The organism is Marinobacter sp. DSM 26671, from assembly GCF_900112835.1.
GTDB classification, from domain to species: domain Bacteria; phylum Pseudomonadota; class Gammaproteobacteria; order Pseudomonadales; family Oleiphilaceae; genus Marinobacter; species Marinobacter flavimaris.
Genome location: NZ_FONF01000009.1, coordinates 82,612 through 104,225, shown reverse-complemented (window position 1 = coordinate 104,225; position 21,614 = coordinate 82,612). Strand labels below are relative to the sequence as shown.

21 protein-coding genes are annotated in these 21,614 nt (G+C 57.4%); 16 read left to right on the top strand and 5 right to left on the bottom strand.

The annotated features are described in order from the left end of the window. Positions 1 to 262 precede the first annotated feature (262 nt). The 9 genes from BM035_RS11980 (at position 263) to BM035_RS11940 (ending at position 9,909) form a co-directional block, all read left to right on the top strand. Entirely contained in the window at positions 263 to 1,012 is a 750-nt protein-coding gene (locus tag BM035_RS11980; RefSeq protein ID WP_008175395.1) for a Crp/Fnr family transcriptional regulator, read from the top strand. Between the two features lie 43 nt (positions 1,013 to 1,055). Continuing rightward, a complete protein-coding gene (locus BM035_RS11975; protein WP_053112952.1) occupies positions 1,056 to 1,442 on the top strand; it encodes a putative zinc-binding protein in 387 nt (128 codons plus the stop codon). Between the two features lie 36 nt (positions 1,443 to 1,478). Beyond that, entirely contained in the window at positions 1,479 to 1,880 is a 402-nt protein-coding gene (locus BM035_RS11970) for a hypothetical protein (RefSeq protein WP_053112951.1), read from the top strand. A gap of 157 nt (positions 1,881 to 2,037) precedes the next feature. After that, positions 2,038 to 4,137, top strand: coding sequence for a transcriptional regulator NosR (gene nosR / locus BM035_RS11965; RefSeq protein WP_092032136.1), 2,100 nt, complete (start codon positions 2,038 to 2,040; stop codon positions 4,135 to 4,137). 64 nt (positions 4,138 to 4,201) lie between these two features. Continuing rightward, positions 4,202 to 6,097, top strand: coding sequence for a TAT-dependent nitrous-oxide reductase (gene nosZ / locus BM035_RS11960; protein WP_053112950.1), 1,896 nt, complete (start codon positions 4,202 to 4,204; stop codon positions 6,095 to 6,097). Between the two features lie 227 nt (positions 6,098 to 6,324). After that, positions 6,325 to 7,593 (top strand): nitrous oxide reductase family maturation protein NosD, encoded by a 1,269-nt coding sequence (locus BM035_RS11955; protein WP_092032133.1) that lies wholly within the window; start codon positions 6,325 to 6,327, stop codon positions 7,591 to 7,593. Then, positions 7,590 to 8,522: an ABC transporter ATP-binding protein gene (locus BM035_RS11950; RefSeq protein ID WP_053112949.1), complete on the top strand. Its 933-nt coding sequence runs from the start codon at positions 7,590 to 7,592 to the stop codon at positions 8,520 to 8,522. The genes BM035_RS11955 and BM035_RS11950 overlap by 4 nt, the downstream gene beginning before the upstream one ends. After that, positions 8,519 to 9,349 (top strand): ABC transporter permease, encoded by an 831-nt coding sequence (locus BM035_RS11945; RefSeq protein WP_092032038.1) that lies wholly within the window; start codon positions 8,519 to 8,521, stop codon positions 9,347 to 9,349. The genes BM035_RS11950 and BM035_RS11945 overlap by 4 nt, the downstream gene beginning before the upstream one ends. Before the next feature lie 14 nt (positions 9,350 to 9,363). Continuing rightward, positions 9,364 to 9,909 (top strand): nitrous oxide reductase accessory protein NosL, encoded by a 546-nt coding sequence (locus BM035_RS11940; protein ID WP_053112947.1) that lies wholly within the window; start codon positions 9,364 to 9,366, stop codon positions 9,907 to 9,909. A gap of 68 nt (positions 9,910 to 9,977) precedes the next feature. On the opposite strand, the gene moaA is transcribed toward BM035_RS11940, so the two are convergent. Both moaA and BM035_RS11930 read right to left on the bottom strand, forming a co-directional pair. After that, on the bottom strand, positions 9,978 to 10,970 hold the full coding sequence (gene moaA / locus BM035_RS11935; RefSeq protein WP_092032036.1) for a GTP 3',8-cyclase MoaA: 993 nt from the start codon (positions 10,968 to 10,970) through the stop codon (positions 9,978 to 9,980). A gap of 145 nt (positions 10,971 to 11,115) precedes the next feature. Then, positions 11,116 to 13,407: a nitric-oxide reductase large subunit gene (locus BM035_RS11930; protein ID WP_092032033.1), complete on the bottom strand. Its 2,292-nt coding sequence runs from the start codon at positions 13,405 to 13,407 to the stop codon at positions 11,116 to 11,118. A 262-nt stretch (positions 13,408 to 13,669) separates the two neighbouring features. Here BM035_RS11930 and BM035_RS11925 point away from each other — a divergent pair, with 262 nt between their 5' ends. From BM035_RS11925 to BM035_RS11915, 3 genes are read left to right on the top strand one after another with little or no spacing between them, the layout of a single operon-like run. Continuing rightward, complete coding sequence (locus BM035_RS11925; protein ID WP_008175371.1) at positions 13,670 to 13,894, top strand: hypothetical protein; 225 nt, start codon at positions 13,670 to 13,672, stop codon at positions 13,892 to 13,894. A gap of 23 nt (positions 13,895 to 13,917) precedes the next feature. Next, positions 13,918 to 14,310: a YbaN family protein gene (locus BM035_RS11920; RefSeq protein WP_008175367.1), complete on the top strand. Its 393-nt coding sequence runs from the start codon at positions 13,918 to 13,920 to the stop codon at positions 14,308 to 14,310. A 28-nt stretch (positions 14,311 to 14,338) separates the two neighbouring features. Continuing rightward, positions 14,339 to 14,776, top strand: a complete 438-nt coding sequence (locus BM035_RS11915) for an RrF2 family transcriptional regulator (protein WP_008175365.1) — start codon at positions 14,339 to 14,341, stop codon at positions 14,774 to 14,776. A gap of 42 nt (positions 14,777 to 14,818) precedes the next feature. On the opposite strand, the gene BM035_RS11910 is transcribed toward BM035_RS11915, so the two are convergent. Then, positions 14,819 to 15,892 carry a fatty acid desaturase family protein gene (locus BM035_RS11910; protein ID WP_008175363.1) on the bottom strand — a complete coding sequence of 358 codons (1,074 nt, stop codon included), beginning with the start codon at positions 15,890 to 15,892 and terminating at the stop codon, positions 14,819 to 14,821. 54 nt (positions 15,893 to 15,946) lie between these two features. Beyond that, the gene (locus tag BM035_RS11905) at positions 15,947 to 17,050 is read right to left on the bottom strand and encodes a ferredoxin reductase (RefSeq protein ID WP_092032029.1); all 1,104 of its coding nucleotides are present in this window, start codon (positions 17,048 to 17,050) and stop codon (positions 15,947 to 15,949) included. A 196-nt stretch (positions 17,051 to 17,246) separates the two neighbouring features. Between BM035_RS11905 and BM035_RS11900 the strand changes: the two genes are divergently transcribed. After that, positions 17,247 to 17,873, top strand: a complete 627-nt coding sequence (locus tag BM035_RS11900; RefSeq protein WP_014578194.1) for a TetR family transcriptional regulator — start codon at positions 17,247 to 17,249, stop codon at positions 17,871 to 17,873. A 12-nt stretch (positions 17,874 to 17,885) separates the two neighbouring features. On the opposite strand, the gene BM035_RS11895 is transcribed toward BM035_RS11900, so the two are convergent. Further along, complete coding sequence (locus BM035_RS11895) at positions 17,886 to 19,355, bottom strand: WS/DGAT/MGAT family O-acyltransferase (protein ID WP_092032025.1); 1,470 nt, start codon at positions 19,353 to 19,355, stop codon at positions 17,886 to 17,888. Between the two features lie 216 nt (positions 19,356 to 19,571). On the opposite strand from BM035_RS11895, the gene BM035_RS11890 reads away from it, so the two are divergent. The 3 genes from BM035_RS11890 to BM035_RS11880 are packed head-to-tail and all read left to right on the top strand — an operon-like array spanning position 19,572 to position 21,582. After that, positions 19,572 to 20,456 (top strand): bile acid:sodium symporter family protein, encoded by an 885-nt coding sequence (locus tag BM035_RS11890; RefSeq protein ID WP_092032023.1) that lies wholly within the window; start codon positions 19,572 to 19,574, stop codon positions 20,454 to 20,456. Positions 20,457 to 20,471: 15 nt separating this feature from the next. Next, positions 20,472 to 20,852, top strand: a complete 381-nt coding sequence (locus tag BM035_RS11885; RefSeq protein WP_092032020.1) for a CidA/LrgA family protein — start codon at positions 20,472 to 20,474, stop codon at positions 20,850 to 20,852. Beyond that, entirely contained in the window at positions 20,845 to 21,582 is a 738-nt protein-coding gene (locus BM035_RS11880; protein ID WP_014578190.1) for an LrgB family protein, read from the top strand. Before BM035_RS11885 ends, BM035_RS11880 begins: the two co-directional genes overlap by 8 nt. Positions 21,583 to 21,614: the final 32 nt, after the last annotated feature.

Below are 21,614 nucleotides of genomic sequence, written 5' to 3'. Positions count from 1 at the left end.
GCGCCACATGGATGTGCCGCAAGGAGCGTGTTTTGGAAAGGGGGTTCCTGCCAGTCTGTACTCGATGTTCAGTGCGCCAGGCGCCAGACCTAGCGGTAGCCTTTTCGACTCAAATTAGTTAGCAAAAAAACACTTTGAGTTAGATCAATTACTCCCGAATAACCCCCCGACTACCCCCATGGGGGGAGCGATTTTCCCCCAGTATCCTTCTACTATTTAAATCATGATTTCGCATGCATGAATATGCAGAGAGGATACACCAATGGCACTGACCCAAACGGCCGAAACCCGCTACACCAAACCCGTGCTCGTCGCCGTCAACAAACCCTTTGACGACGAAGACGGCCTCCAGGCCCTGCGCAGCCATCCACTGTTCTCGGAACTCAATGGCAAAGACCTGCAGCACCTGATCCAGCAATCTCGAAGAATCCGCCTTGGCCATCACCAGCTGCTCTATCGCCAGGACATGCCGGCGCACCATTTCTTCTTCGTGATCTCCGGCCGCTTGCGTCTTTACCGCCTGGACTCCTCCGGCATCGACCGAACCCTCGACAGCATCGCCCCTGGCGACTGCTTCGCCGAAGTCATGATCTATGCCGATCCGCCCCGGTATGCCTGCTACGCCGAGGCCCTGAAATCCAGCGAGGTTCTGATGATCCCCGTGAAGGCCTACCAGGACATGCTGGAAAGCAACCCGAAATACGCCCAGGCAGCCCTGCGGCATTACGCCAAACGCGCGGTTTCCCGGTTCCACGACCTGGAAATCATGACCGTGCAGAACGCCCGTGACCGCCTGATCCGCTACCTGATCGACCTGCTGCCCAATGGCGCAGATGAGGGTGGAGAAGTCGAGTTGCCGCTACCCAAGTGCCTGGTGGCCTCCAGGCTGGCCATGCAGCCGGAGACTTTCTCCCGGATTCTGGCGGACCTGAAAGCCAACGGCCTGGTGCGGGTCAACCGCAGCCGACTGTTCATCTCGGATCCGCAGCGTCTGATTGAGATCAGCCAGTAACGGATCACATTCAAACCTCCAGGCTTTTTGGAAAGGGGGACAAGTGACATCGAGAAAGCAACGTCCACTGATTTACTCATGTTCCGGCTGCTCTGATGTGGCGCAGCTGGCCAACAATGTGGCGGTAAGGCTCGATCATGCCGGTGAGTTCGAAATGTCCTGCATCTCCGGCGTCGGCGGCAAGGTGCCGTCCCTGGTGAAAACAGCCAGGTCCGGTCGCCCGATCACCGTTATTGATGGCTGCCCATTGCACTGTGCCCGGGCCTGCCTCGAGAACATCGGTGTTGAGCCCGATGAGCATGTCCGGCTCTACGAATTCGGCTTCAAGAAACATTATGGACAGAGCTACGGCGAAGATGCCGTGGAAGAAGTGTGCGACGAAGTCCGCAGGCTAACCTCGTCCGACCAGCTCATTGCCCGCCAGGCGTAAATCGCAGCGGCCCGGTACCAGTAAGGATTCACCAAAATGATCAGCAGTTACAGTGACCTGATTCAGGCCTCCTATAGCCAGCAGGAACCCCAGCGTCTGCTATTCGTGTTCTGTCGGGCGGAGTTGCCGGATGAGGCCTCCCCGGAGGAAAAAGCCGCTTTTGAACGCGGCGAAGGCGGCGCCCTGACGCCGGTGGTCTGCGTCGATAAAACCCCTGATGAAGCACCGGATTTCGATGTCCTGCATGAAGAATCCCGTGCCACCGGCCAAGCCTGGGATGTGGTGTTCGTTGCCGCCATGTCCGGCCGGGGAGGCACGCCTCCATCCAGTGATGAAGCGCAGCAGCCACTGACCATGATGGTGGAGTCTATCCGCCTCGGCCATATCAGTAATTACCTCCCGCTCGATTCAAACGGAAACGCTGTCAGCCTGGGCTGACAGCGGGTATCTGATCGATTCGTCAGCCAGGTGTATTCAATAAGAGGTATTTGATTTTCCTCTAATTTGCCTAGGCTTAAGCAATAAGGCGCTTTTTTTCAGGGAGTCTTCAGTGTCCGTTTTTTCCCGCTTCGTTTTTCTCTTTTTCGCATTGATCATGGCCATGGCCCTGAATGCAGCGCCTTTGGCCAAGTATGAGCCCGTTGCCGGTCGTCAGGTTATCAAGCAGGCGTTTCCGGATGTCACCCGGGTCATTCCCCGCAAAGGCAATCGAGCGATCCAGGAGCTCTATGCCCGCAAGGAACTGGTGGGCTATGCCTATCAGTCCCTGGATTTTGTCCAGACGCCCGCCTACTCAGGAAAGCCGGTCAATGCCATGGTGGTGCTGGATATCGAAGGCACCATCAAGGCTGCCAAGGTCATCCACCATGACGAACCCATTCTTCTGGTGGGTATACCTGAAAGTAAGATGCACGCCTTTACCAATCAGTACACGGGCCTCAAAGCCGACCAGCGGGTAACCGTGGGCGGAACCTCTTCGGAACGAAAGGTGGCCGTTGACGGATTGTCCGGGGCCACTGTGACCGTGATGGTGATCAATGAAGTGATCATGCGCACTGCCCACCGGGTGGGAGTGGAACTGGGCATGGTTGAAGGCGAGGATGGAACCCGTCCGCCTCTGGCGACCGTCGACAAACAGGCCTTTGAACAGAAAACCTGGCAGGAACTGACCGGTGACGGCTCGGTGCGCCGGTTAATGCTTACCAAGGGCCAGGTGGATGATTCCTTCAAGGGGACGGAAGCCGAAGGCGTTGATACCGCGGGCCCGGAGGAACGCAAAGAGCCGCTGATTGATCTGTATGCCGCTTACCTGGATGCGCCCACCATCGGCCGGAATCTGCTGGGCGAGAGCCAGTACCAGTGGCTGACATCCGAGCTGGAGGAGGGCGAGCATGCCATTGCCGTGATGGCCAACGGTGAATACTCCTTCAAAGGATCGGGTTACGTTCGCGGCGGCATCTTCGACCGTATCCAGATTCGCCAGTTTGGTGACACCTTTAACTTCCGTGACCTGGACTTCTACCGGCTGAGTGATGTCTATGCCGAGGGCATGCCGGAGTTCACCGAGATGGCGATCTTCATCATTCGCCAGCAGTACAACTTCGATCCCGGTACACCCTGGACAATCGAACTCACTGTGAAGCGCCAGACCGGCCCCCTGGACAGCGAGTTCCAGGTGTTTCCGTTGGAGTACCAGCTTCCGGAGCAGTATTACACCCGTCCGGAGCCTGTAGTGTCCGAGGAAGAATGGCTGGAAAACCAGCCCATGTGGGTTCAGGTGTGGTACCAGCGGGAATTCCAGATTGTGGTGCTCGGTATCGGTATCGGCGTGCTGATGTTCATCCTGTTTTTCCAGGACTGGCTGGTGAAAAAACCGAAGATGATGCGCTGGATCCGCCACGCCTTCCTGACCTACACGCTGTTCTTCATCGGCTGGTATGCCATGGGGCAATTGTCCATCGTCAACGTGCTCACGTTTGTGAACAGCCTGATCAGTGGCTTCAGCTGGAGCACGTTCCTGATCGATCCGATGCTGTTCATCCTCTGGGCCGTGGTGGCCGGCATCATCCTCCTCTGGGGCAGGGCGGTTTACTGTGGCTGGTTGTGCCCGTTTGGCGCGCTGCAGGAGCTGCTGAATGAAATTGCCCGCAAGTTGAAGGTGCCCCAATACACCGTGCCGTTTACCGTGCACGAGCGGCTATGGGCCATCAAGTACATCATTCTGCTGGTGTTGTTCGGAGTGTCGCTGGATTCCATGGCGACCGCCGAACGGCTTGCCGAGGTGGAGCCGTTCAAGACCGCGATCACGCTCAAGTTTGATCGTAGCTGGCCCTTCGTGACCTACGCCGTCCTGCTGCTGGTGGTCAACCTGTTCACCCGCAAAGTGTTCTGCCGCTATATGTGCCCGCTGGGTGCGGCTTTGGCACTGCCGACCAAACTGCGAGTGTTCGACTGGCTCAAACGGCGCAAGGAGTGTGGCAATCCCTGCCGGTTGTGTGATCACGAGTGTGAAGTCCAGGCGATCCACCCGGACGGCCACATCAACTACATGGAATGCCATTACTGCCTCGATTGCCAGATGACCTATTTCGATGACCACAAGTGTCCGCCGCTGATCGTCAAGCGACGCGGCAAGCGCCGGGGTCATAACGCACCGGGCCACCCGGAGGAAATACCCGTGGTTCAGGTGTCTTGAGTAGTCCGATAAAAAGAAAGCATGAGAAGTAAAACCGCCATTACCAATAACGGAGTTGGATGTTATGAAAAAAAGAGATGATCTGACCAAAGACCTGCCGGAGCTTCCGGAAAGCGGCCAGAGCCGCCGTCGGTTTATGGGGGCTGCTGCGCTTGCGGGAGTCGCCGGTGCAGCCGGCCTGGGTACTGCCGTGATGTCGCGGGAGTCCTTTGCGGCTGCCGCCGAGGAGGCCCGTAACAAGTTCGTGGTGCATCCCGGCGAGCTCGACGAATACTACGGGTTCTGGAGTGGTGGTCACTCCGGTGAAGTACGGGTTCTGGGTGTACCGTCCATGAGGGAACTGATGCGCATCCCCGTGTTCAATGTGGATTCTGCCACCGGTTGGGGGATCAGCAATGAAAGCAAGGACGTGCTGGGCCATGACAATACCCACCTGAACGGCGATTCCCATCACCCCCACATTTCCATGACGGATGGTCGTTATGACGGCAAATACCTGTTCATTAACGACAAGGCCAACACTCGTGTAGCCCGGATCCGCCTGGACATCATGAAGTGCGACAAGATCACCACCATTCCGAATGTTCAGGCCATTCACGGCCTGCGTCTTCAGAAGGTTCCCAAGACCAAGTACGTGTTCTGTAACGCCGAGTATGTCATCCCCCATCCGAACGATGGCAGCGACACCAGCCTTGAAAGCAGCTTCACCATGTTCAACGCGGTGGACGCGGAAACCATGGAAGTGGCCTTCCAGGTGATTGTGGATGGCAACCTGGACAACACCGATGCCGACTACACCGGCAAATACGCCTGTGCCACCTGCTACAACTCGGAGAAGGCACTGGATCTGGCCGGCACCATGCGCAACGATCGGGATTGGGCCGTCGTGTTCAACATCGAGCGCATCGAGAAGGCAGTCCGGGACGGTAACTACAAGACCTTGGGCGACTCCAAGGTGCCTGTGGTAGACGGTCGTGCAGGCTCGGACCTGACCCGCTACATCCCGGTTCCCAAGAACCCGCATGGCCTGAATACCTCCCCGGACGGCAAGTACTTTATTGCCAATGGCAAGTTGTCGCCAACGGTCACCATTATTTCGATCGAGAAGCTGGATGACCTGTTCGACGGAGCGATTGAGCCCCGTGATACCGTGGTGGGTGAGCCAGAGCTGGGTCTTGGGCCCCTGCACACCACATACGACGGTCGGGGTAACGCCTACACCACTCTGTTTATCGACAGCCAGGTGTGCAAGTGGAACATTGCCGATGCCATCAGGCACTACAACGGCGAGGACGTGAACTACATCCGCCAGAAGCTGGATGTGCATTATCAGCCGGGCCACAACCACGCGTCTCTGACCGAATCCCGGGATGCCGATGGCAAGTGGCTGGTGGTGCTGTCGAAGTTCTCCAAGGACCGGTTCCTGCCGGTTGGACCTTTGCATGCGGAGAACGACCAGCTGATCGATATCTCCGGTGAGGAAATGAAGCTGGTTCATGATGGCCCGACCTTCGCCGAGCCTCACGATTGCATTCTGGTGCGTCGTGATCAGATCAAGACCAAGAAGATCTACGACCGTGACGATCCGTTCTTTGCCTCTGCCGTTGAGCAGGCCAAGAAAGATGGCGTGACTCTGGAAGCCGACAACAAGGTTATCCGCGATGGCAACAAGGTTCGTGTTTACATGACCTCAATTGCGCCGCAGTACGGGATGACGGAGTTCAAGGTGAAGCAGGGTGATGAGGTGACGGTGTACGTGACCAACCTGGACACCATTGAGGATGTGACCCACGGTTTCTGTATGGTGAACCATGGTGTCAGCATGGAGGTCAGTCCGCAGCAGACCTCTTCTGTGACCTTCAAGGCAGATCGTCCCGGGGTGCACTGGTACTACTGCAACTGGTTCTGTCATGCGCTGCATATGGAGATGCGGGGTCGCATGATTGTAGAGAAAGCCTGATCCACTGAGGTTCTTGCCGGGGTTCATTAATGGGCCCTGGCAAGGCCGCAGGCTTGGGTGTGGCAAACCGATGGTAAAGGGCTTTCCGAAACACGCCCGCGAGTACGTCCCTGTAGGGCTCGAATCGGGCCATCCATGGCCCTCAACGGTTTCGGAAAGCCCTTTACCATCGATTTGCACCAAACTCGGTGCAGTCCTCCTTCATCCTGACTTTTGAGAAAACATTGATGTATCGAATCATGCGTTATGGAGTGGCCCTGACCGTCGCTCTGTTATCGCTGACCGCGCAAGCGGAGCTGCAAGAACAGCTTGATGCCCTGGAACCGGGCGCGAGCTTTGAGCTTCCCCCTGAGCAGATTTCGTCTCTGGCAATCCGGGTGCCCGGTGTGTCTGTGTCTTGCCATGCCGAGACGGTGATTGACCCGGGCGGTCAGGGCAATGCGGTGGATATCATCGCCGAGGGGGTGACGTTTTCCGGATGTGCCGTTCGCAACTGGGGCAGCGATCTTAACGAGCTGGATGCGGGGATTTTTGTGGCTCGGGAGGCCAGGGGTGCGGTGGTTGCGAACAACCGTTTGCAGGGGCCGGCGTTCGGGGTGTGGTTGGATGCAACGCCGGATGTGACGGTCCGCGATAATAGGATTCGCGGTGATGACAGTCTGCGTCCGAATGACCGGGGCAATGGGATTCATCTGTTCAATACCACCGGCGCGCTGATTGAAGGCAATGACATCCGTCGGACGCGGGATGCGATTTATATCGAGACGGCGAATAACAATACGATCCGGGGCAATGAGATGGCGGATCTGCGTTATGGCATTCATTACATGTACTCGATGAATAATCTGCTGGAGAACAATGTCACCCGTAACACGCGAACCGGTTATGCGCTGATGCAGAGCAAGCGTCTGACGGTGATTAACAACCGGTCGGTGAATGATGAGAACTACGGGATTCTGATGAATTTCATTACCCAGTCGGAGCTGCGGGGCAATGTGGTGACGGGTGTGTCCCAGGGGCAGACCGCCGGTGTTGCCATTGAGGGGGCTGAAGGCAAGGCGGTGTTTATCTACAACTCGCTGTACAACACCTTTGAAGGCAATGTCTTTGCCGACAGTAATATCGGCATTCATCTGACCGCGGGCTCGGAAGACAACGAGGTTTTTGACAACGCGTTCGTGAATAATCAGCGCCAGGTCAAGTATGTCGCCACCCGCACCCAGGAGTGGTCAAAAGGGAAGAAGGGCAATTACTGGAGTGATTATCTGGGCTGGGACCGGAATCAGGACGGCGTTGGCGATGTGCCCTATGAGCCCAATGACAACGTGGACCGGCTACTTTGGAAATACCCGGAAGCGAAGGTTCTGATGTTCAGCCCGGCGGTGGATACTCTGCGCTGGGTGCAGGATGCGTTTCCGGTGGTCAAGTCCGCCGGTGTGACCGATTCCCATCCCCTGATGCGGATGCCCGCAGAGCTTCAACCGGAGAACCGATGAGCTGTTTTCACCTTGATAATGTGAGTTACCGGTACGATAAGAGCCCGGTCCTTACGGGGATCGACCTGACTCTGGAGCCGGGGGAAATTCTTGGGTTGTTCGGCCATAACGGGGCCGGTAAGACAACCTGTATCAAGCTGATCCTGGGGCTTATGACCCCTAACCAGGGATCGGTTTCCGTGCTTGGTGGTCACGCCGGTGATCCGCAGGTAACCCAGCATATCGGTTACCTGCCGGAGAATGTGATGTTCTATCCGCAGCTGACCGGTCGGGAGATTCTGAACCATTTCGCACGGCTGAAGGGCGCCTCCCTGCAACAGGTGCCTCAACTGCTGGAACAGGTTGGCCTTGGCGATGCCATGGATGCTCGTACGAAGACATACTCGAAAGGCATGCGTCAGCGTCTTGGTCTGGCGCAGGCGCTGTTGGGCAAGCCGAAGCTGCTGATGCTGGACGAGCCTACCGTTGGTCTGGATCCGGTCGCCACGGCAGATCTGTACCGGCTGCTCCGGGAACTGTGTGAGGGAGGCACCGGCATTGTGCTGTGTTCCCATGTCCTGCCCGGTGTCGAACCTTATATTGACCGTGCAGCCATTCTCACCGATGGCGCACTGAAGGCTGCCGGCGATCTGGCGGCATTAAGGCGACAGGCCAATATGCCGGTAACCCTGTCTCTGGATCCCGCCAACAGTATCTCGGCGCTGGAACATGTGATCGACAGCGCTTCGAGCAGCAGTGGCCTGATCATCAAGTCCGATAGCGGGCGCCTGCGGGTGGATGTGCAGCCAAGGGATAAAATGGCCTTGCTGCATGCAGTGATGGCGTCGGGTGAAGTGGCAGATATCAGCATTCATCAACCCAGCCTGGAAGACATCTACGTGCACTTTATCGGTTCGGGTGGCCTGGCCCACCGGGGAGGCAGCCAATGAACAGTATCTGGACCATTGCCCGCAAGGAACTCAGTGACAGCCTGCGCAACCGCTGGCTGATGGCCATTTCCCTGGTTTTCGCCACCCTGGCTTTGGGCATCGCCTGGTTTGGCGCCGCCGCCTCAGGGCAGGTGGGATATGCCTCCACGCCGGCCACCATTGCCAGCCTTGCGAGCCTTGGAATCTTCCTGATCCCGTTGATTGCACTGTTGCTGGCCTACGATGCCATCGTCGGGGAAGAAGAGGGTGGAACCCTGCTGTTACTGCTGACTTACCCTCTCAGTCGCAGCCAGTTGCTGCTCGGCAAGTTCCTGGGCCATGGCCTGACCCTGGCTTTCGCCACTGTGATTGGCTTCGGCGTCGCCGGCGTGGCCATTGCGGTGCTGGTGGAAAACGTTGCCATTGCCAGTCTCGCAGCAGCCATGCTGCGGTTTATTGGCTCCACCGTGCTGTTGGGATGGGGCTTTATTGCCCTTGCCTACGTGATCAGTGTCCGGGTCAGCGAAAAGCCCATCGCCGCCGGCCTGGCCCTGGCGACCTGGTTCTTCTTCGTGCTGATCTTCGATCTGATGCTGCTGGGTACCCTCGTGGCGAGTGAAGGCCAGTTCAGTGCTGAACTCTTGCCCTGGCTGTTGATGCTCAATCCCACGGATATCTACCGCCTGCTCAATATCGTTGCCTTCGGCGATACCGCCCAGCTCAGCGGCGTCCTCAGTCTCGGTGCCGATCTGCCCATCGGCGCCACCGGCCTCTGGATTGGTCTGGTGCTGTGGTTCGCTATCCCGCTGGCGGGTGCCTTGTTACTTTTCCGAAACCGCCGTATCTGAACGGAGTTGTCCCGATGAACAGAAGCAAACTCAACTGGCTCCTGGCCGCTCTGGCAGCCATAACCCTCACCGCCTGTTCGGGCAATGAGGAGCAGACCATGGCCAAACCCGAACCGGTGCATTTCGAAAGCGGCGATGAATGCCACGTCTGCGGCATGGTGATCTCCAATTTCCCGGGCCCCAAGGGTGAGGCCATAACCGAGAAAGAGCAGCACGTCCGTAAGTTCTGCTCCACCAAGGACATGTTCGCCTGGATGCTCCAGCCGGAGAATGAAAACCGTGATCACACCCTCTACGTCCACGACATGACCCAGACCGAGTGGGAGCATCCGGACGACACCGCCCTGATCGACGCCCGGGACGCTTTCTTCGTGGTTGGCTCTGACCGCTCGGGCGCCATGGGGCCGACGCTTGCCTCCTTTGCGACCGAGGAAGCCGCCCACGGGTTCATGATGGAACATGGCGGTGAGGTTCTGAAATACAGTTCGATCACCATGGAGCATCTGAACACCGGCATGGCGAAGCATGGTATGGATGGTATGGACGGAATGGACCACTAGAAATGAAAAAGGGTCAGATGAAAGCTTTCATCTGACCCTTTTGTTGTGCTGGTTGCTGTGCCGGCCGCTTAGCCGCCGGTCATGTTCATGAACCGGAGGATCTGCACATCCCCGTTGCTGGAGAAGTGATGCCGCTCCGGCTTCAGATCCATGGCATTGATAATGGTTTCCCGCAACTTGTCATCAGTCACCGGATTGCCCCGTAGCACCCTGCGCAGATCCACCGAGTGCTCGTTACCCAGGCACAGCAGCAGCCGACCTTCGACGGTCACCCGCACCCGATTACAGGTAGAACAGAAGTTGTGGGAATGGGGAGAAATGAAACCGACCCGGGTCTCGCTGTCTTCCATGCGGTAATAACGGGCGGGACCGCCGGAATCCTCGGTAGCGGGCACCAGCTCGTGATGCTTGCGGATGATGTCCCGAACTTCTTCGCTGGTGCAAAGCGCCAGGCCCCGATCGTGTTCGGAAATCTCACCCAACGGCATCTCTTCGATAAAGCTGATATCCACCTTTTTCTTGCGGGCGAACTCGATCAGCTCCGGGATCTCCTCGTCGTTGCGGCCCTTCATCACCACTGTATTGATCTTGATGCCCCGGAAGCCAGCTTCCCGGGCAGCATCAATACCGTCCAGCACATGTGACAGTTTGCCGGTGCGGGTGATGTTGCGGAATTTGTCGGCGTCCAGGGAATCCAGGCTGATGTTCAGGCGATGCATCCCCGCCTTGCGCAGAGGCTCGGCCATGGTGGTGAGCTGGCTTCCATTGGTGGTCATGGCAAAGTCGCGCAGACCGTAAGTGCCAATCTCCTTTACCAGCTCCAGGATATCCTTGCGTACCAGCGGCTCGCCGCCGGTCAGACGAATTTTTTCGGTACCCAGGTCAACGAAGTTGCGGGCAACGCGGGCAATTTCTTCCAGGGTGAGAACCTGCTGGCGGGGCAGGAAAGTCATGTCCTCGGCCATACAGTACACGCAGCGGAAATCGCACCGGTCAGTGACGGACAGACGCACGTAGTTGACGGTGCGACCAAAACGGTCTGTCAGCTTGTTCTGGGGCATCGGGTTGGTCCTGTTGCCGATTGTTTTTTAACCTGAGTATAGACCAAGTATTGCAGATTGGATCACCAATTCCGATACCCCTCGGGAGGTAAGCCTGCTGTCAGGTAATTCAGAGTGGGCCGTCCCTGGCCCGGGCTCTCTTTTTTCAGGCGCTGAGCTCGCTGGTTGCGCCGCTTTCATCGGTTTCGAGGGCAACCGGCTCCAGATCCGGGAAGAAAACGCCCTTCACGACTTGCCAGGTTACGGCGAGTGCGCCAACGATGAAGACCACGTCGCCAATGGTTCTGACCCAGCGCAGGGTTTGCAGGATATCGCTCTGCATGAAGGCTTCACTGCGTGCGTACCACAGGCCCTCGCTGGCGCTGGCAATGAACTGGATAAAGCCGACCGGCAACAGGCTGGTGAACAGCATCAGGACCAGGCCAATATTCAGCCACCAGAAACCTACCTTCATCAGCCGCTCGTCAAAGATGATGCGCGGACGGATGTAACGCAGGATCATCAGTGCGAAGCCCAGGGCCAGGAACCCATAGACACCGAACAGGGCCGCGTGGGCGTGGGTGGGCGTGGTGTTCAGGCCCTGGATGTAATACAGCGCGATTGGCGGGTTGATCATGAACCCGAGCACGCCGGCACCCAGCATGTTCCAGAAGGCAACCGCCACAAAGAAGGTCAGCGGCCAGCGAATATTTTCCATCCACGGTGCGCGGGACTTCAGGCGCCAGTTTTCCCAGGCCTCGTATCCCAGGACCACAAGTGGTACCACTTCCAGTGCACTGAAGGTGGCGCCCACTGCCATTACCGGCGTGGTCGTGCCGGAGAAGTACAGGTGGTGGAAGGTGCCGGGCACGCCCCCGAGCATGAACAGGCTGGCGGATGCCAGGCTGGCAGATGTTGCCACGGTGCGGGACACCAGGCCCATGCTGCAGAAGATAAAGGCTAGGGCAGTGGTTGCGAACACTTCAAAGAAGCCTTCGACCCACAGGTGGACAATCCACCAGCGCCAGTACTCCATGATCGAGATATGAGTACGCTCCCCATAGAAGAAGCCGGCACCATAGAACAGGCCAATGGCAACCACCGAAGCGGTCAGCAGGGCCAGCAGGTTCTTGTCACCAGGCTGGCGCAGGGCGGGAACAATACCGCGCAGCATCAGCACCAACCAGAACACGATGCCGAGGAACTTGCCGATCTGCCAGAGGCGGCCAAGGTCTACATACTCGTAACCCTGGTGGCCCAGCATGAAGCTGAGATTGGCCGGCATGATCTGGTTGATGGCGAGGAAGTTGCCAATAAACGAACCGGCAACCACAGCAACCAGGGCCCAGAACAGCACATCAACACCCAGTTTCTGGAATTTCGGATCCTTGCCGCCATTGATGATGGGGGCGAGGAACAGACCAGCGGCGAGGAAGCCGGTGGCAATCCAGAACATGGCGGACTGAATATGCCACGTACGCATCAGCGAATATGGGAACCACTCAGAAGTCTGGATGCCATAGAAGCCCTGGCCCTCAACCGTATAGTGGGCAGTGAAGCCGCCAAGCATGACCTGGAAAGTGAACAGGCCAACCACCAGCAGAAGATACTTGCCCAATGCTTTCTGGGAAGGCGTAAGCCCGACTGCACTCAGTGGATCCTTCAGTGGCGCCTGCGGTTCCTCATCCTCCTTGCGAAGGAAGGCCCAGGCCCAGATCAGACCACCGACACCGGCAATCAGGAGAACCACACTGATTAACGACCAGACCACGTTCTCGCCGCTAGGCCTGTTATCGATAAGCGGTTCGTGGGGCCAGTTGTTGGTGTAGGTAACCTCGCTGTCCGGGCGTTCGGTAGCAGCGGCCCAGGCAGTCCAGAAGAAAAACTCGGTCATCCGCTCGCGACGCTCGGCGCTGGGCAGGGTGTTTTCCTTCATGGCGTAGTTTTCGCGGGTTGACTGCAGTTCCGGAGCGTCGCTGAACAGTCGGCTGTAGTAGTCGGCTGTTCTGGCAATAGCTTCGCTCCTGCGCTCGGAAAGGTGCAGAGTGCTGGTAGCGGCGTCGTAGGTATTGGTGCGGTACTCGGTCTTCAGGTCGTACTGCAGGGCGTTCTGCTGCTGCCCGCTGAGGCTGTGCCATTCCTGCCCGTACTCTTCCAGGGCTGCGATTTCCAGCCAGGTTTCCAGTTCACGGTGCAGCCAGTCGGCGGTCCAGTCCGGTGCCTGGTAGGCACCGTGGCCCCAGATCGAGCCAAGCTGCATGCCTCCGACGGACTGCCAGGCAGTTTGTCCATCAAGAATGCTTTCCTCGGTCATCAGGGTGTCGCCGTCGGCGGACACAACGCGATCCGGGATGGGCGGTGCTTCGCGGTACACCTCGGCACCGAAATACCCCAGGAGCGTGAAGGTTACTGCCAGGATTCCGATCAGCAAAAACCAGAGGCGGCGGTACTTAGCCATGGTGCGCTCCTCCCAGTCTGGTCGGGTAGGCGTCTTTCTGTTTCATAACACTGTCTCCTCATTAAACATTTATTTAAGATAAATCTTTATGCAGGAATTTTGATTTGATGCATTTAAGGTGTCAAATTTATTTTGTGGGTATATCGGAAGTCGTAGATGGGTAAGGGAAGGTTTTTAGGTGGGTGACTTTCTACGGTTTGATTTTTTTCTGGTGCCGGCTTAGCATTAAGATGTATTTATAGTAAATGTTATAGGTGGATTCATGAGTGAATACGAAAAGTGGCTTTTCACAGCAAACAGCACCCTGGGACTGTCAGTGTTGGGTTTGATGGTTACAATTCTGCTTGCATACCCGTTGGCGGGCGCGCTTGCACTGTCTGTGCAAATTGCTGCCCACATCGGAACCCTGGTTTTTGCGGTCGGTATCAAGGTGGCCTATGTGGCGCGTCTGGTTTTTCTCAGCCGTTTGGGCAGACCTGTCCATTGAATCCCGGTAGAATAGATGCAGTTATGAACCTTGGTGAGAACCCCGTGATGGGCGATCGTTTTGGGAAAACCGGATTTCGTATTCTTGCGTATATCTCGATTACGCTGGCTGCTGCAGGAGTGGTTCTGCCGTTGTTGCCCACAACACCCTTCGTTCTGCTGGCCGCATTTTTTGCCAGCAAGGGGTCTCCGGCTTTTGCTCAGTGGCTTGAAGACCATCCCAGGTTTGGTCCTGCCATTGATCAGTGGCGTACTCGCAGGGCAGTGCCGGCACGGGCGAAGGTGCTGGCGTGCAGCATGATGGCCCTGAGTTGGGGGATGCTGTTTGCGTTGGGAGCGTCAGCGATGGTGTTGGGCATTTCTGGCGTATTTTTGTGCGGCACCGCCTGTTATCTGGTAACCCGACCTTCTTATTGAACGATTGCACACACGACTGGAGTATTGAATGCACATCACCCGCTACACGGATTATTCACTTCGAGTACTGATATATCTGGCAGTTCAGGGTGATCGTCTGGCGACCATTCAGGAAATCGCTGACAGCTATGACATTTCCAAAAACCACCTCATGAAGGTGGTGCACCAGCTGAACAAGAAGGGCTACATTGAAACCATCCGGGGCAAAAAGGGTGGAATGCGTCTGCATCGGGCGCCCTCGGATATTAACGTTGGTATCCTGGTACGGGAAACCGAACAGGACCTGAGCATCGTGGAGTGCTTTTCCTCCAAGAACGCCTGCAAGATAACCCCTGTGTGTGGCCTGAAATCGATGTTCGGTGAGGCGTTGAAGGCCTTCCTGGAAGTGCTGGATAAGTACACCCTGGCCGATGTTATCCAGGATCAGCACAGGCCCCAGCTCTTGAGATTACTTCAGATAGCCTGACGCGGCCAGGCGCGCCCTTGGCGCCTGGCCGCTCCAGCCCTGTCAGGCCGCTCTGGCCATTCCCATCAACTTCTCCGGCAGTGAATGTCGGAGTATGCGTTTGACTACCGTGCCGTACTGCTTGGCAAAACTGCCGGTGTTGTAGTGAATGCCGTGCTTTCGACACACCGCCTGTACCTTCCCGGAAATCTCCGGATACCGGTGGGCGGGCAGGTCCGGGAACACGTGGTGTTCCACCTGGTAGCTAAGATGGCCGCTCAGAATATGAAGCCAGCGGCCCCCGGTGAAGTTTGAGGACCCCGTGAGCTGGCGCAAATACCAGTGGCCCTTGCTCTCGCCCTCGCATTCCTCCTCTGTGAAGGTTTCCGCATCCTGGGTAAAGTGGCCACAAAAAATCACCGTGGATGACCAGAGATTACGGATCAGGTTGGCGCCCACATTCCCCGCCAGAACAATCGGAGCCACCGGAAAGGTAAGCAGCGGGAAGAAAACGTAGTCCTTGAAGGCCTGGCGGCCACCCTTGCGGGCGAATTGCTTCAGGAACGGCAGTTTTTCCCGCCAGCTTATTTCCCGGCTTCGCAGCTTCTCGGTTTCAAGTTCGTGCAGGCCCACGCCCCATTGGAAGAACACGCTCAGCAGAATGTAATTGATGAACTGCAGCGTGTGCCAGGGTTTCCAGGGCTCGTCATCGGTCAGTCGTAAGACGGCGTAGCCGTAGTCACGGTCCTTGCCGATGATGTTGGTGTAGGTGTGATGTTCATAGTTATGGGTACGGCGCCAGGAGTCACCTGTGCAGACCGTATCCCACTCGTAGGTCTGGGAATTCAGGCTCGGGTCGTTCATCCAGTCATACTGGCCGTGCATGACATTGTGACCGATCTCCATATTTTCCAGGATCTTGGCAATGCCGAGGGTTGCCGTGGCAGCAACGAACACCGGCGGAAGGAAGCCGAATGGCATCATGATCCGGCCACCGGCCTCAAGACTCCGGTGCAGCCGGATCATTCTCCGGATGTAACGTGCGTCCCGTTCTCCGAGGTCCGCCAGAACCTCCTCCCGGATCGCGTTCAGATCGGTTTCAAGTTCTGCGAGTTGCGCTTCGGTCATCTTTTTCATGGTCATACTCCCTGCGGTGCGCTCAGGCCCCGCAATAAAATCGGATGTGGGTTCTTAAAGGTCGAGTGAGACCGGGCCGCGGGGAACGGAGATACAAAGTTGGACAGTCTCCTCGCCGGGGCCGGAAGTTTGGCCGGTCAGACGGTTGATGACGGTACCCGTGGTTTTCCGGCAACTGCACTGGTGGCAGATGCCCATGCGGCATCCGTGGCGCGGTGTCAGTCCGGCGGCCTCGGCGATTTCCAGCAGGGTGGCATCGCCCTCGGAATCGACCATCATCTGGCTGCTCTCAAACTGAACCTCACCACCGAGTGTTTCGTTTCCAAGGTTGGCACTTGGCATTGAAAAGAACGTGCTGTGGATATCCGCGTCAGCAAAGCCTCTCTCGGAGAGGAGGCCCTGGGCCAGATCCATCAGGCCTTTGGGGCCGCAGAGATAGACCTGCCGAGCCTTGATGCCTGGCACTGTGTCCAGATCCTGGCCACGCAGGTAGCGGGGTTCCCTGGACTCGTTGGTGGCGATGATATTAAGCGTGAGGGCGCTATAGCGTGCCTTCAGGGCCAACAGTTTCTCCCGGGCAATAACGTCATCACGGGTTCTGACGAAATACAGCAGAGTCACCGGTGCCCGGTAATCCTGGGCCGCCATGGTCTCAAGCTGGCTCAACACTGGCGTGATGCCGCTGCCACCGGCAATAAACAGCACCGGTTGGGCCGGTTCTGGTATCAGAAAATCACCAAAGGCTTCGCCCAGACCGATTACCGCCCCAGTTTGCAGGTGATCGTGAAGCCAGTTGGTCACCAGGCCGCCGGGAAGGCGTTTGATGGTCAGCGTGACCAGTCCCTGTTCCTGCCAGAGCAGGGGTGAGCTCGAGAGGCTGAACGTACGGTTTCGGCGTACTCCATCCACTTCAACACAGATGTTCACATGCTGGCCCGCGCGGAAGCCCGACCAGCGCCTGGCCGGTTTCAGAACCAGTGTCTTGGTGTCCCCGGTTTCAGAAAGGATCTGCTCCACTCTGGCCGGTGTGTACTCTTGTACCCACATGGGGTTGATGCGTTCCAGCAGTGGGTCAAAAAACGCTTCCGGGTCATCCCGGTTGAATAGCTGCCTTCCGAGCCAGTGAAGGGCTTTTTGCTGGGGCTGTTTCGCTAACATGATCGTTGCCTCCCTGAGGCTTTTCGCTGTCCGTGTGTACAAGTGTTCACTTATGTGTACGAATGTACACACGACTACGTAAACTGACAACGGCTGAGCTCGTAATGGCTCAAAATGACAAGCATTCTGTACTTTTATTTTTTGGGATGTGTACACTTGTGAACCATTGGCTAACGGCAGGCGGTATGGGTACAGGATGGCGGAAAAACAGCGAAGAAAGCCCGGTGAAACCCGCGAGAAACTGATGACCGCGGCGTTAACCCTGGTAGGCAAGGGCAGGCATTTCGCCAGTCTTGGTATCCGGGAGGTGACACGTCAGGCAGGCGTGGTGCCCACCTCGTTTTACCGGCATTTCCGCAATATGGACGATCTGGGGTTGCAGCTTGTGGATGAGCTGGGCCTGGTGCTACGCAGGATGATGCGAGAAGCCCGCGCGAATGTGTTGCAGGCGGACAAACTGATTGAAGAATCGGTGGCCATCTTTATCAGCCACGCGCAGGCCAACCGGAGTTTCTTTCTGTTCATGGCCCAGGGGCTGGCCGGTGAGAGCAGGGCAGTGCAGGAAGGTATCCGGAGCGAGATGCGTTTCTTTGCCAGTGAGCTTGCGAATGATCTGCGCAGGTTGAGGCTGGTAGACCATCTGACCGATCAGGATCTGGACATGACCTGTGACCTGGTGGTTCGCAGTGTCGCCTTCAGCCTGACTGATCTGCTCGGCGTATCCGCCGACGACGACTACCAGATCGAGCAGATCAGGAAGCGGACCACCCGCTTCCTGCAACTGATTTTCGTGGGCGCCGCTCACTGGCAAAGCGCGGGCTGATTGTCCGTTGTATCAGTCCGCTTTACTCTTTTTCGTTGGCTGTTTGCGTGGCGCACTGGGCTTGGCCACAGCTTTCGGTTTGGCCTTTGGCGGAAGAATCAGGCTTTCCAGTTCGTCCAGTGCTTCACCCGTGTAAACCGCAAGTCTCTGCATGCTTGGCAGGGTATCCCTGCAGCCCGTATAGCCGAAGTTCAGTGAACCGTCATAGCTCAGGCAGGTGATGTTCAAAGCGCCACCGTGAGTAATCAGCGAGACAGGGTACATGGCTTCCAGTTTCGCGCCCTCGTAGTAAAGCGTTCTCTGGGGCCCCGGCACATTGGAGATCGTAACGTTAAATACCGGCCGCATGCGACCGCCAAGGCCGGACATCAGCTGCAGTATATAAGGCGACATCAGGAGCATGGTGTACTGGGTGAGCGCGCTTTTGGGCAGCTTCTGCAAATGCTCTTTGGCCCTTCGCGTTGACGCCTTGATGTTTTGCAGGCGGGTCAGTGGATCGGCTTCGTCGGTCGCAAGCGAAGAGATCATGAAACTGATCTGGGTGCCTGTCCCTTCGTCATCGGACGGCCGGATGTTAACCGGTATGCCGGCTGTGAGGGGAGCGTCCGGAAGTTCATTCTGTTCCAGCAGAAAACGCCTGAGGGCAGTTCCGCACAGGTACAGAACGATATCGTTGAGGGAAGCGCCGGAAACGTGGGCAAGTTCCTTGATCCTGTCGAGCTGATAATGCTGGGTGGCAAACCGGCGCTGGCCGGTAACCCGGTGATTGATCTTGGACACGGGCCCGGTAAACGGTGCCGTTAGACCATCCTCGGGGTGACGGACCGAATGCACCAGCCTGTTGCCCGCTTGCAACAGACGTGGCGCCATATCCGCTTGCAGTTTCAGTGCCTCCATGGCCTGTGAGACCGCGCCGGGCACGCTGGCCTCGGAATCGGATTTGCTGCCGCGACGGCGCTCCGGCCGAACCGACCAGGGTGGCGGCATGTCCCGTTTGTCGGGATCGGTTGTCAGTACCCGTTGCATCAGGCGTACACCACTGATGCCATCAATCATGGAATGATGCATCTTGGTGTAGAGCGCAAAACGGTTGTTCTCGAGGCCCTCGATAACGTGGCATTCCCAGAGCGGGCGGGCAAAATCCAGGGGGTTGGAGTGCAGGCGCGATACCAGTATGCCCAGTTCCCGTTCACCGCCGGGGCGCGGCAGTGCCGAGTGACGCACGTGGTAATCCAGATCGATTTTCTTGTCGACTTTCCAGCCCGGCGCCAGTACCCGACCCAACAGTCCGGACCAGGCAAGCTTTAAACCCCAGGGGGGCGCGACATCGCCGGTTTCCTTCATGCGGGTCACCATGTCCCGGAGGAAGGTTTCAGGGGCGCCCTCCGGTAGCGAAAAGATCTGCAGGTTGCCCACATGCATGGGGGTGTCTTCAGATTCTACGGCCAGCCAAGAGGCATCCAGCGTTCCCAGGCGTTTCATTCCTTGTGCGTCTCCACCAGTATCCAGGTATTTTAGTTATCTCATGCAAGTATACTTGCAACTGCTTCGTGACACGATGTTTCAGGTCATAAAGTTCCCCGGTTCTGCAGTGCCGTACCACCTCAAACCTTTGCCGTTTTAGTCTCCCGAAAGAGGCGAGTGTGTGCTACTTTTCATCGGTTGGTTGCAGTAAAAACAAAAACATCCGGAGGCGTTGTGGAATCCAGCCCGCTTATCTCGGCAGGACTGCCGATTGCTCTGTTCATCATCATGATCGGTATCGGCATGACCCTGACGATACGAGACTTCCGCCAGGTGGCGGTGTATCCGAAAGGGATGATCGTCGGCACCATTGCCCAGATTCTCGTCATGCCCCTCATCGCCTTCATGCTGGCCACGTTGCTGGCGGTTCCGCCGGCCATAGCGGTCGGACTGGTGATCATCGCCGCCTGCCCCGGAGGCACAACCTCGAATCTGTTTGTGCTGCTCTCGCGGGGGAACATTGCCCTCTCCATAGTACTGACTGTCAGCGCCAGCCTGATCACCATTCTTACCCTGCCGCTGTTTACCAATATTGCCCTTCAGTACTACATGGGAACCGAGGAAGACATTGTGCTGCCGGTCTGGAAAACCGTGGGCATGCTGATTGGCATCGTGCTCTTCCCGGTCGCCATCGGGATGGTGGTTCGTACCCGTAAGCCAGAAGTTGCCCGCAAGGCCGAGGGCATTGTGAGTATCTTTGGCGGCATTGTGCTGGCGGTGCTGATCGTGGCGCTGGTGTACGGTGTTCGCGACCAGATCTGGGAGCTCCTGAAGCAGGCGGGGCCGGCAACCATCCTGTTGAATCTGGCCGGTATTGGTCTCGGCCTGGCGGCCGGCCGGATGGCGGGTCTGACCCAGCGGGAATCCCTGGCAGTGGCGGTGGAGCTGGGTGTAAAGAACGGCACCATTGCCCTCATGGTCACTCTGACTCTGCTGGAATCCAGCGCCATGTCGATCCCGGCTGCGGTCTACGGGGTGCTGATGTTCCCCATCGGCTTTGTTCTCGCCATGTATGGTCGAAGCATCATTCCCATTTCGACGGTACAGAGCAAAAACTGACTGGAGTCCTGCGTTATGCAGTTCCTGAACGGCATTACCCTTCTGCTTGTCTACCAGTTGATAGGGGAGATTACAGTTCGCTTGCTCGGTGTTCCCATCCCCGGGCCCGTACTTGGCATGGTGATGCTGTTCGTAACTTTGATGATACGGGGCAAGGCGCCGGAGTCTGTCGATCAGGCGTCCACGGCCTTACTCAGTCATCTCTCGCTTCTGTTTGTTCCCGCTGGCGTGGGCATGATGGCGCACTTTGGCCGCATCGCCGACGAGTGGCTTCCAATAACCCTGGCGCTGTTGTTAAGTACCGTGATTACCATGGTTGCCACCGCGCTGATCATGCAGGTAACCACCCGCTGGTTTGCCAAGCCGCTTGCTGAAAAGGAGGGCGGCGATGAATGAGCCGGGCCTGCAAGACATCTGGGTATATCTCTCCGCATCACCGCTATTGGGGCTCACGATCACCCTGGTGGCCTATGGCCTGGCCTACCGGCTGTATCTGAAAACCAACTCCAACCCTCTGGCCAACCCGGTGGTCACGTCCGTCGCCATGCTTATTATTCTGCTGCTGGCGACAGGCACCTCCTACAGCGATTATTTTGAAGGCGGCCAGTTTGTTCACTTTCTGCTCGGTCCGGCCACGGTGGCGTTGGCCGTTCCCCTGTACCAGCAGTTTTCCAGGCTTCGACAGCTCTGGTTACCGGTGACCATTTCGCTCTTTTGCGGCGTTGTCATCGCCGCAGGCAGCTCTATCGGCCTGGCCCGGCTTCTGGGTGGGTCTACGGAGATCCAGATGTCCCTGGCCCCGAAATCGGCAACGGCGCCGGTGGCCATGGGGATTTCCGAAAAAATTGGCGGCCTTCCGTCGCTGACTGCCGTATTGGTTGTTATCACGGGCATCACCGGCGCCGTTCTGGGCACCAAGCTCTTTGAGTGGATCCGGGTTCGCGATGACACCGCCAGGGGCATTGCCATGGGTGTTGCAGCACACGGTATCGGGACCGCCCGGGCGTTTCAGGTAAGTTCGCAGATGGGTGCTTTTTCCGGGCTTGCGATGGCGCTTTCCGCCTTCGCTACCGCCTTGCTCGTGCCCTGGCTGGTCGATCTGCTTGAAGCCTGGATCCCCGCCTGAGCCGGCTCTTCCGATGGATTCAATGGGATAAC

What these genes read in the sequence shown, in the direction of transcription:
- BM035_RS11980 (WP_008175395.1), top strand. Translation starts at nt 263, where the DNA reads ATGGCACTGACCCAAACGGCCGAAACCCGCTACACCAAACCCGTGCTC.
- BM035_RS11970 (WP_053112951.1), top strand. Translation starts at nt 1,479, where the DNA reads ATGATCAGCAGTTACAGTGACCTGATTCAGGCCTCCTATAGCCAGCAG.
- nosR (WP_092032136.1), top strand. Translation starts at nt 2,038, where the DNA reads ATGGCCATGGCCCTGAATGCAGCGCCTTTGGCCAAGTATGAGCCCGTT.
- nosZ (WP_053112950.1), top strand. Translation starts at nt 4,202, where the DNA reads ATGAAAAAAAGAGATGATCTGACCAAAGACCTGCCGGAGCTTCCGGAA.
- BM035_RS11955 (WP_092032133.1), top strand. Translation starts at nt 6,325, where the DNA reads ATGTATCGAATCATGCGTTATGGAGTGGCCCTGACCGTCGCTCTGTTA.
- BM035_RS11950 (WP_053112949.1), top strand. Translation starts at nt 7,590, where the DNA reads ATGAGCTGTTTTCACCTTGATAATGTGAGTTACCGGTACGATAAGAGC.
- BM035_RS11945 (WP_092032038.1), top strand. Translation starts at nt 8,519, where the DNA reads ATGAACAGTATCTGGACCATTGCCCGCAAGGAACTCAGTGACAGCCTG.
- BM035_RS11940 (WP_053112947.1), top strand. Translation starts at nt 9,364, where the DNA reads ATGAACAGAAGCAAACTCAACTGGCTCCTGGCCGCTCTGGCAGCCATA.
- moaA (WP_092032036.1), bottom strand. Translation starts at nt 10,970, where the DNA reads ATGCCCCAGAACAAGCTGACAGACCGTTTTGGTCGCACCGTCAACTAC.
- BM035_RS11930 (WP_092032033.1), bottom strand. Translation starts at nt 13,407, where the DNA reads ATGGCTAAGTACCGCCGCCTCTGGTTTTTGCTGATCGGAATCCTGGCA.
- BM035_RS11925 (WP_008175371.1), top strand. Translation starts at nt 13,670, where the DNA reads ATGAGTGAATACGAAAAGTGGCTTTTCACAGCAAACAGCACCCTGGGA.
- BM035_RS11920 (WP_008175367.1), top strand. Translation starts at nt 13,918, where the DNA reads ATGAACCTTGGTGAGAACCCCGTGATGGGCGATCGTTTTGGGAAAACC.
- BM035_RS11915 (WP_008175365.1), top strand. Translation starts at nt 14,339, where the DNA reads ATGCACATCACCCGCTACACGGATTATTCACTTCGAGTACTGATATAT.
- BM035_RS11910 (WP_008175363.1), bottom strand. Translation starts at nt 15,892, where the DNA reads ATGAAAAAGATGACCGAAGCGCAACTCGCAGAACTTGAAACCGATCTG.
- BM035_RS11905 (WP_092032029.1), bottom strand. Translation starts at nt 17,050, where the DNA reads ATGTTAGCGAAACAGCCCCAGCAAAAAGCCCTTCACTGGCTCGGAAGG.
- BM035_RS11900 (WP_014578194.1), top strand. Translation starts at nt 17,247, where the DNA reads ATGGCGGAAAAACAGCGAAGAAAGCCCGGTGAAACCCGCGAGAAACTG.
- BM035_RS11895 (WP_092032025.1), bottom strand. Translation starts at nt 19,355, where the DNA reads ATGAAACGCCTGGGAACGCTGGATGCCTCTTGGCTGGCCGTAGAATCT.
- BM035_RS11885 (WP_092032020.1), top strand. Translation starts at nt 20,472, where the DNA reads ATGCAGTTCCTGAACGGCATTACCCTTCTGCTTGTCTACCAGTTGATA.
- BM035_RS11880 (WP_014578190.1), top strand. Translation starts at nt 20,845, where the DNA reads ATGAATGAGCCGGGCCTGCAAGACATCTGGGTATATCTCTCCGCATCA.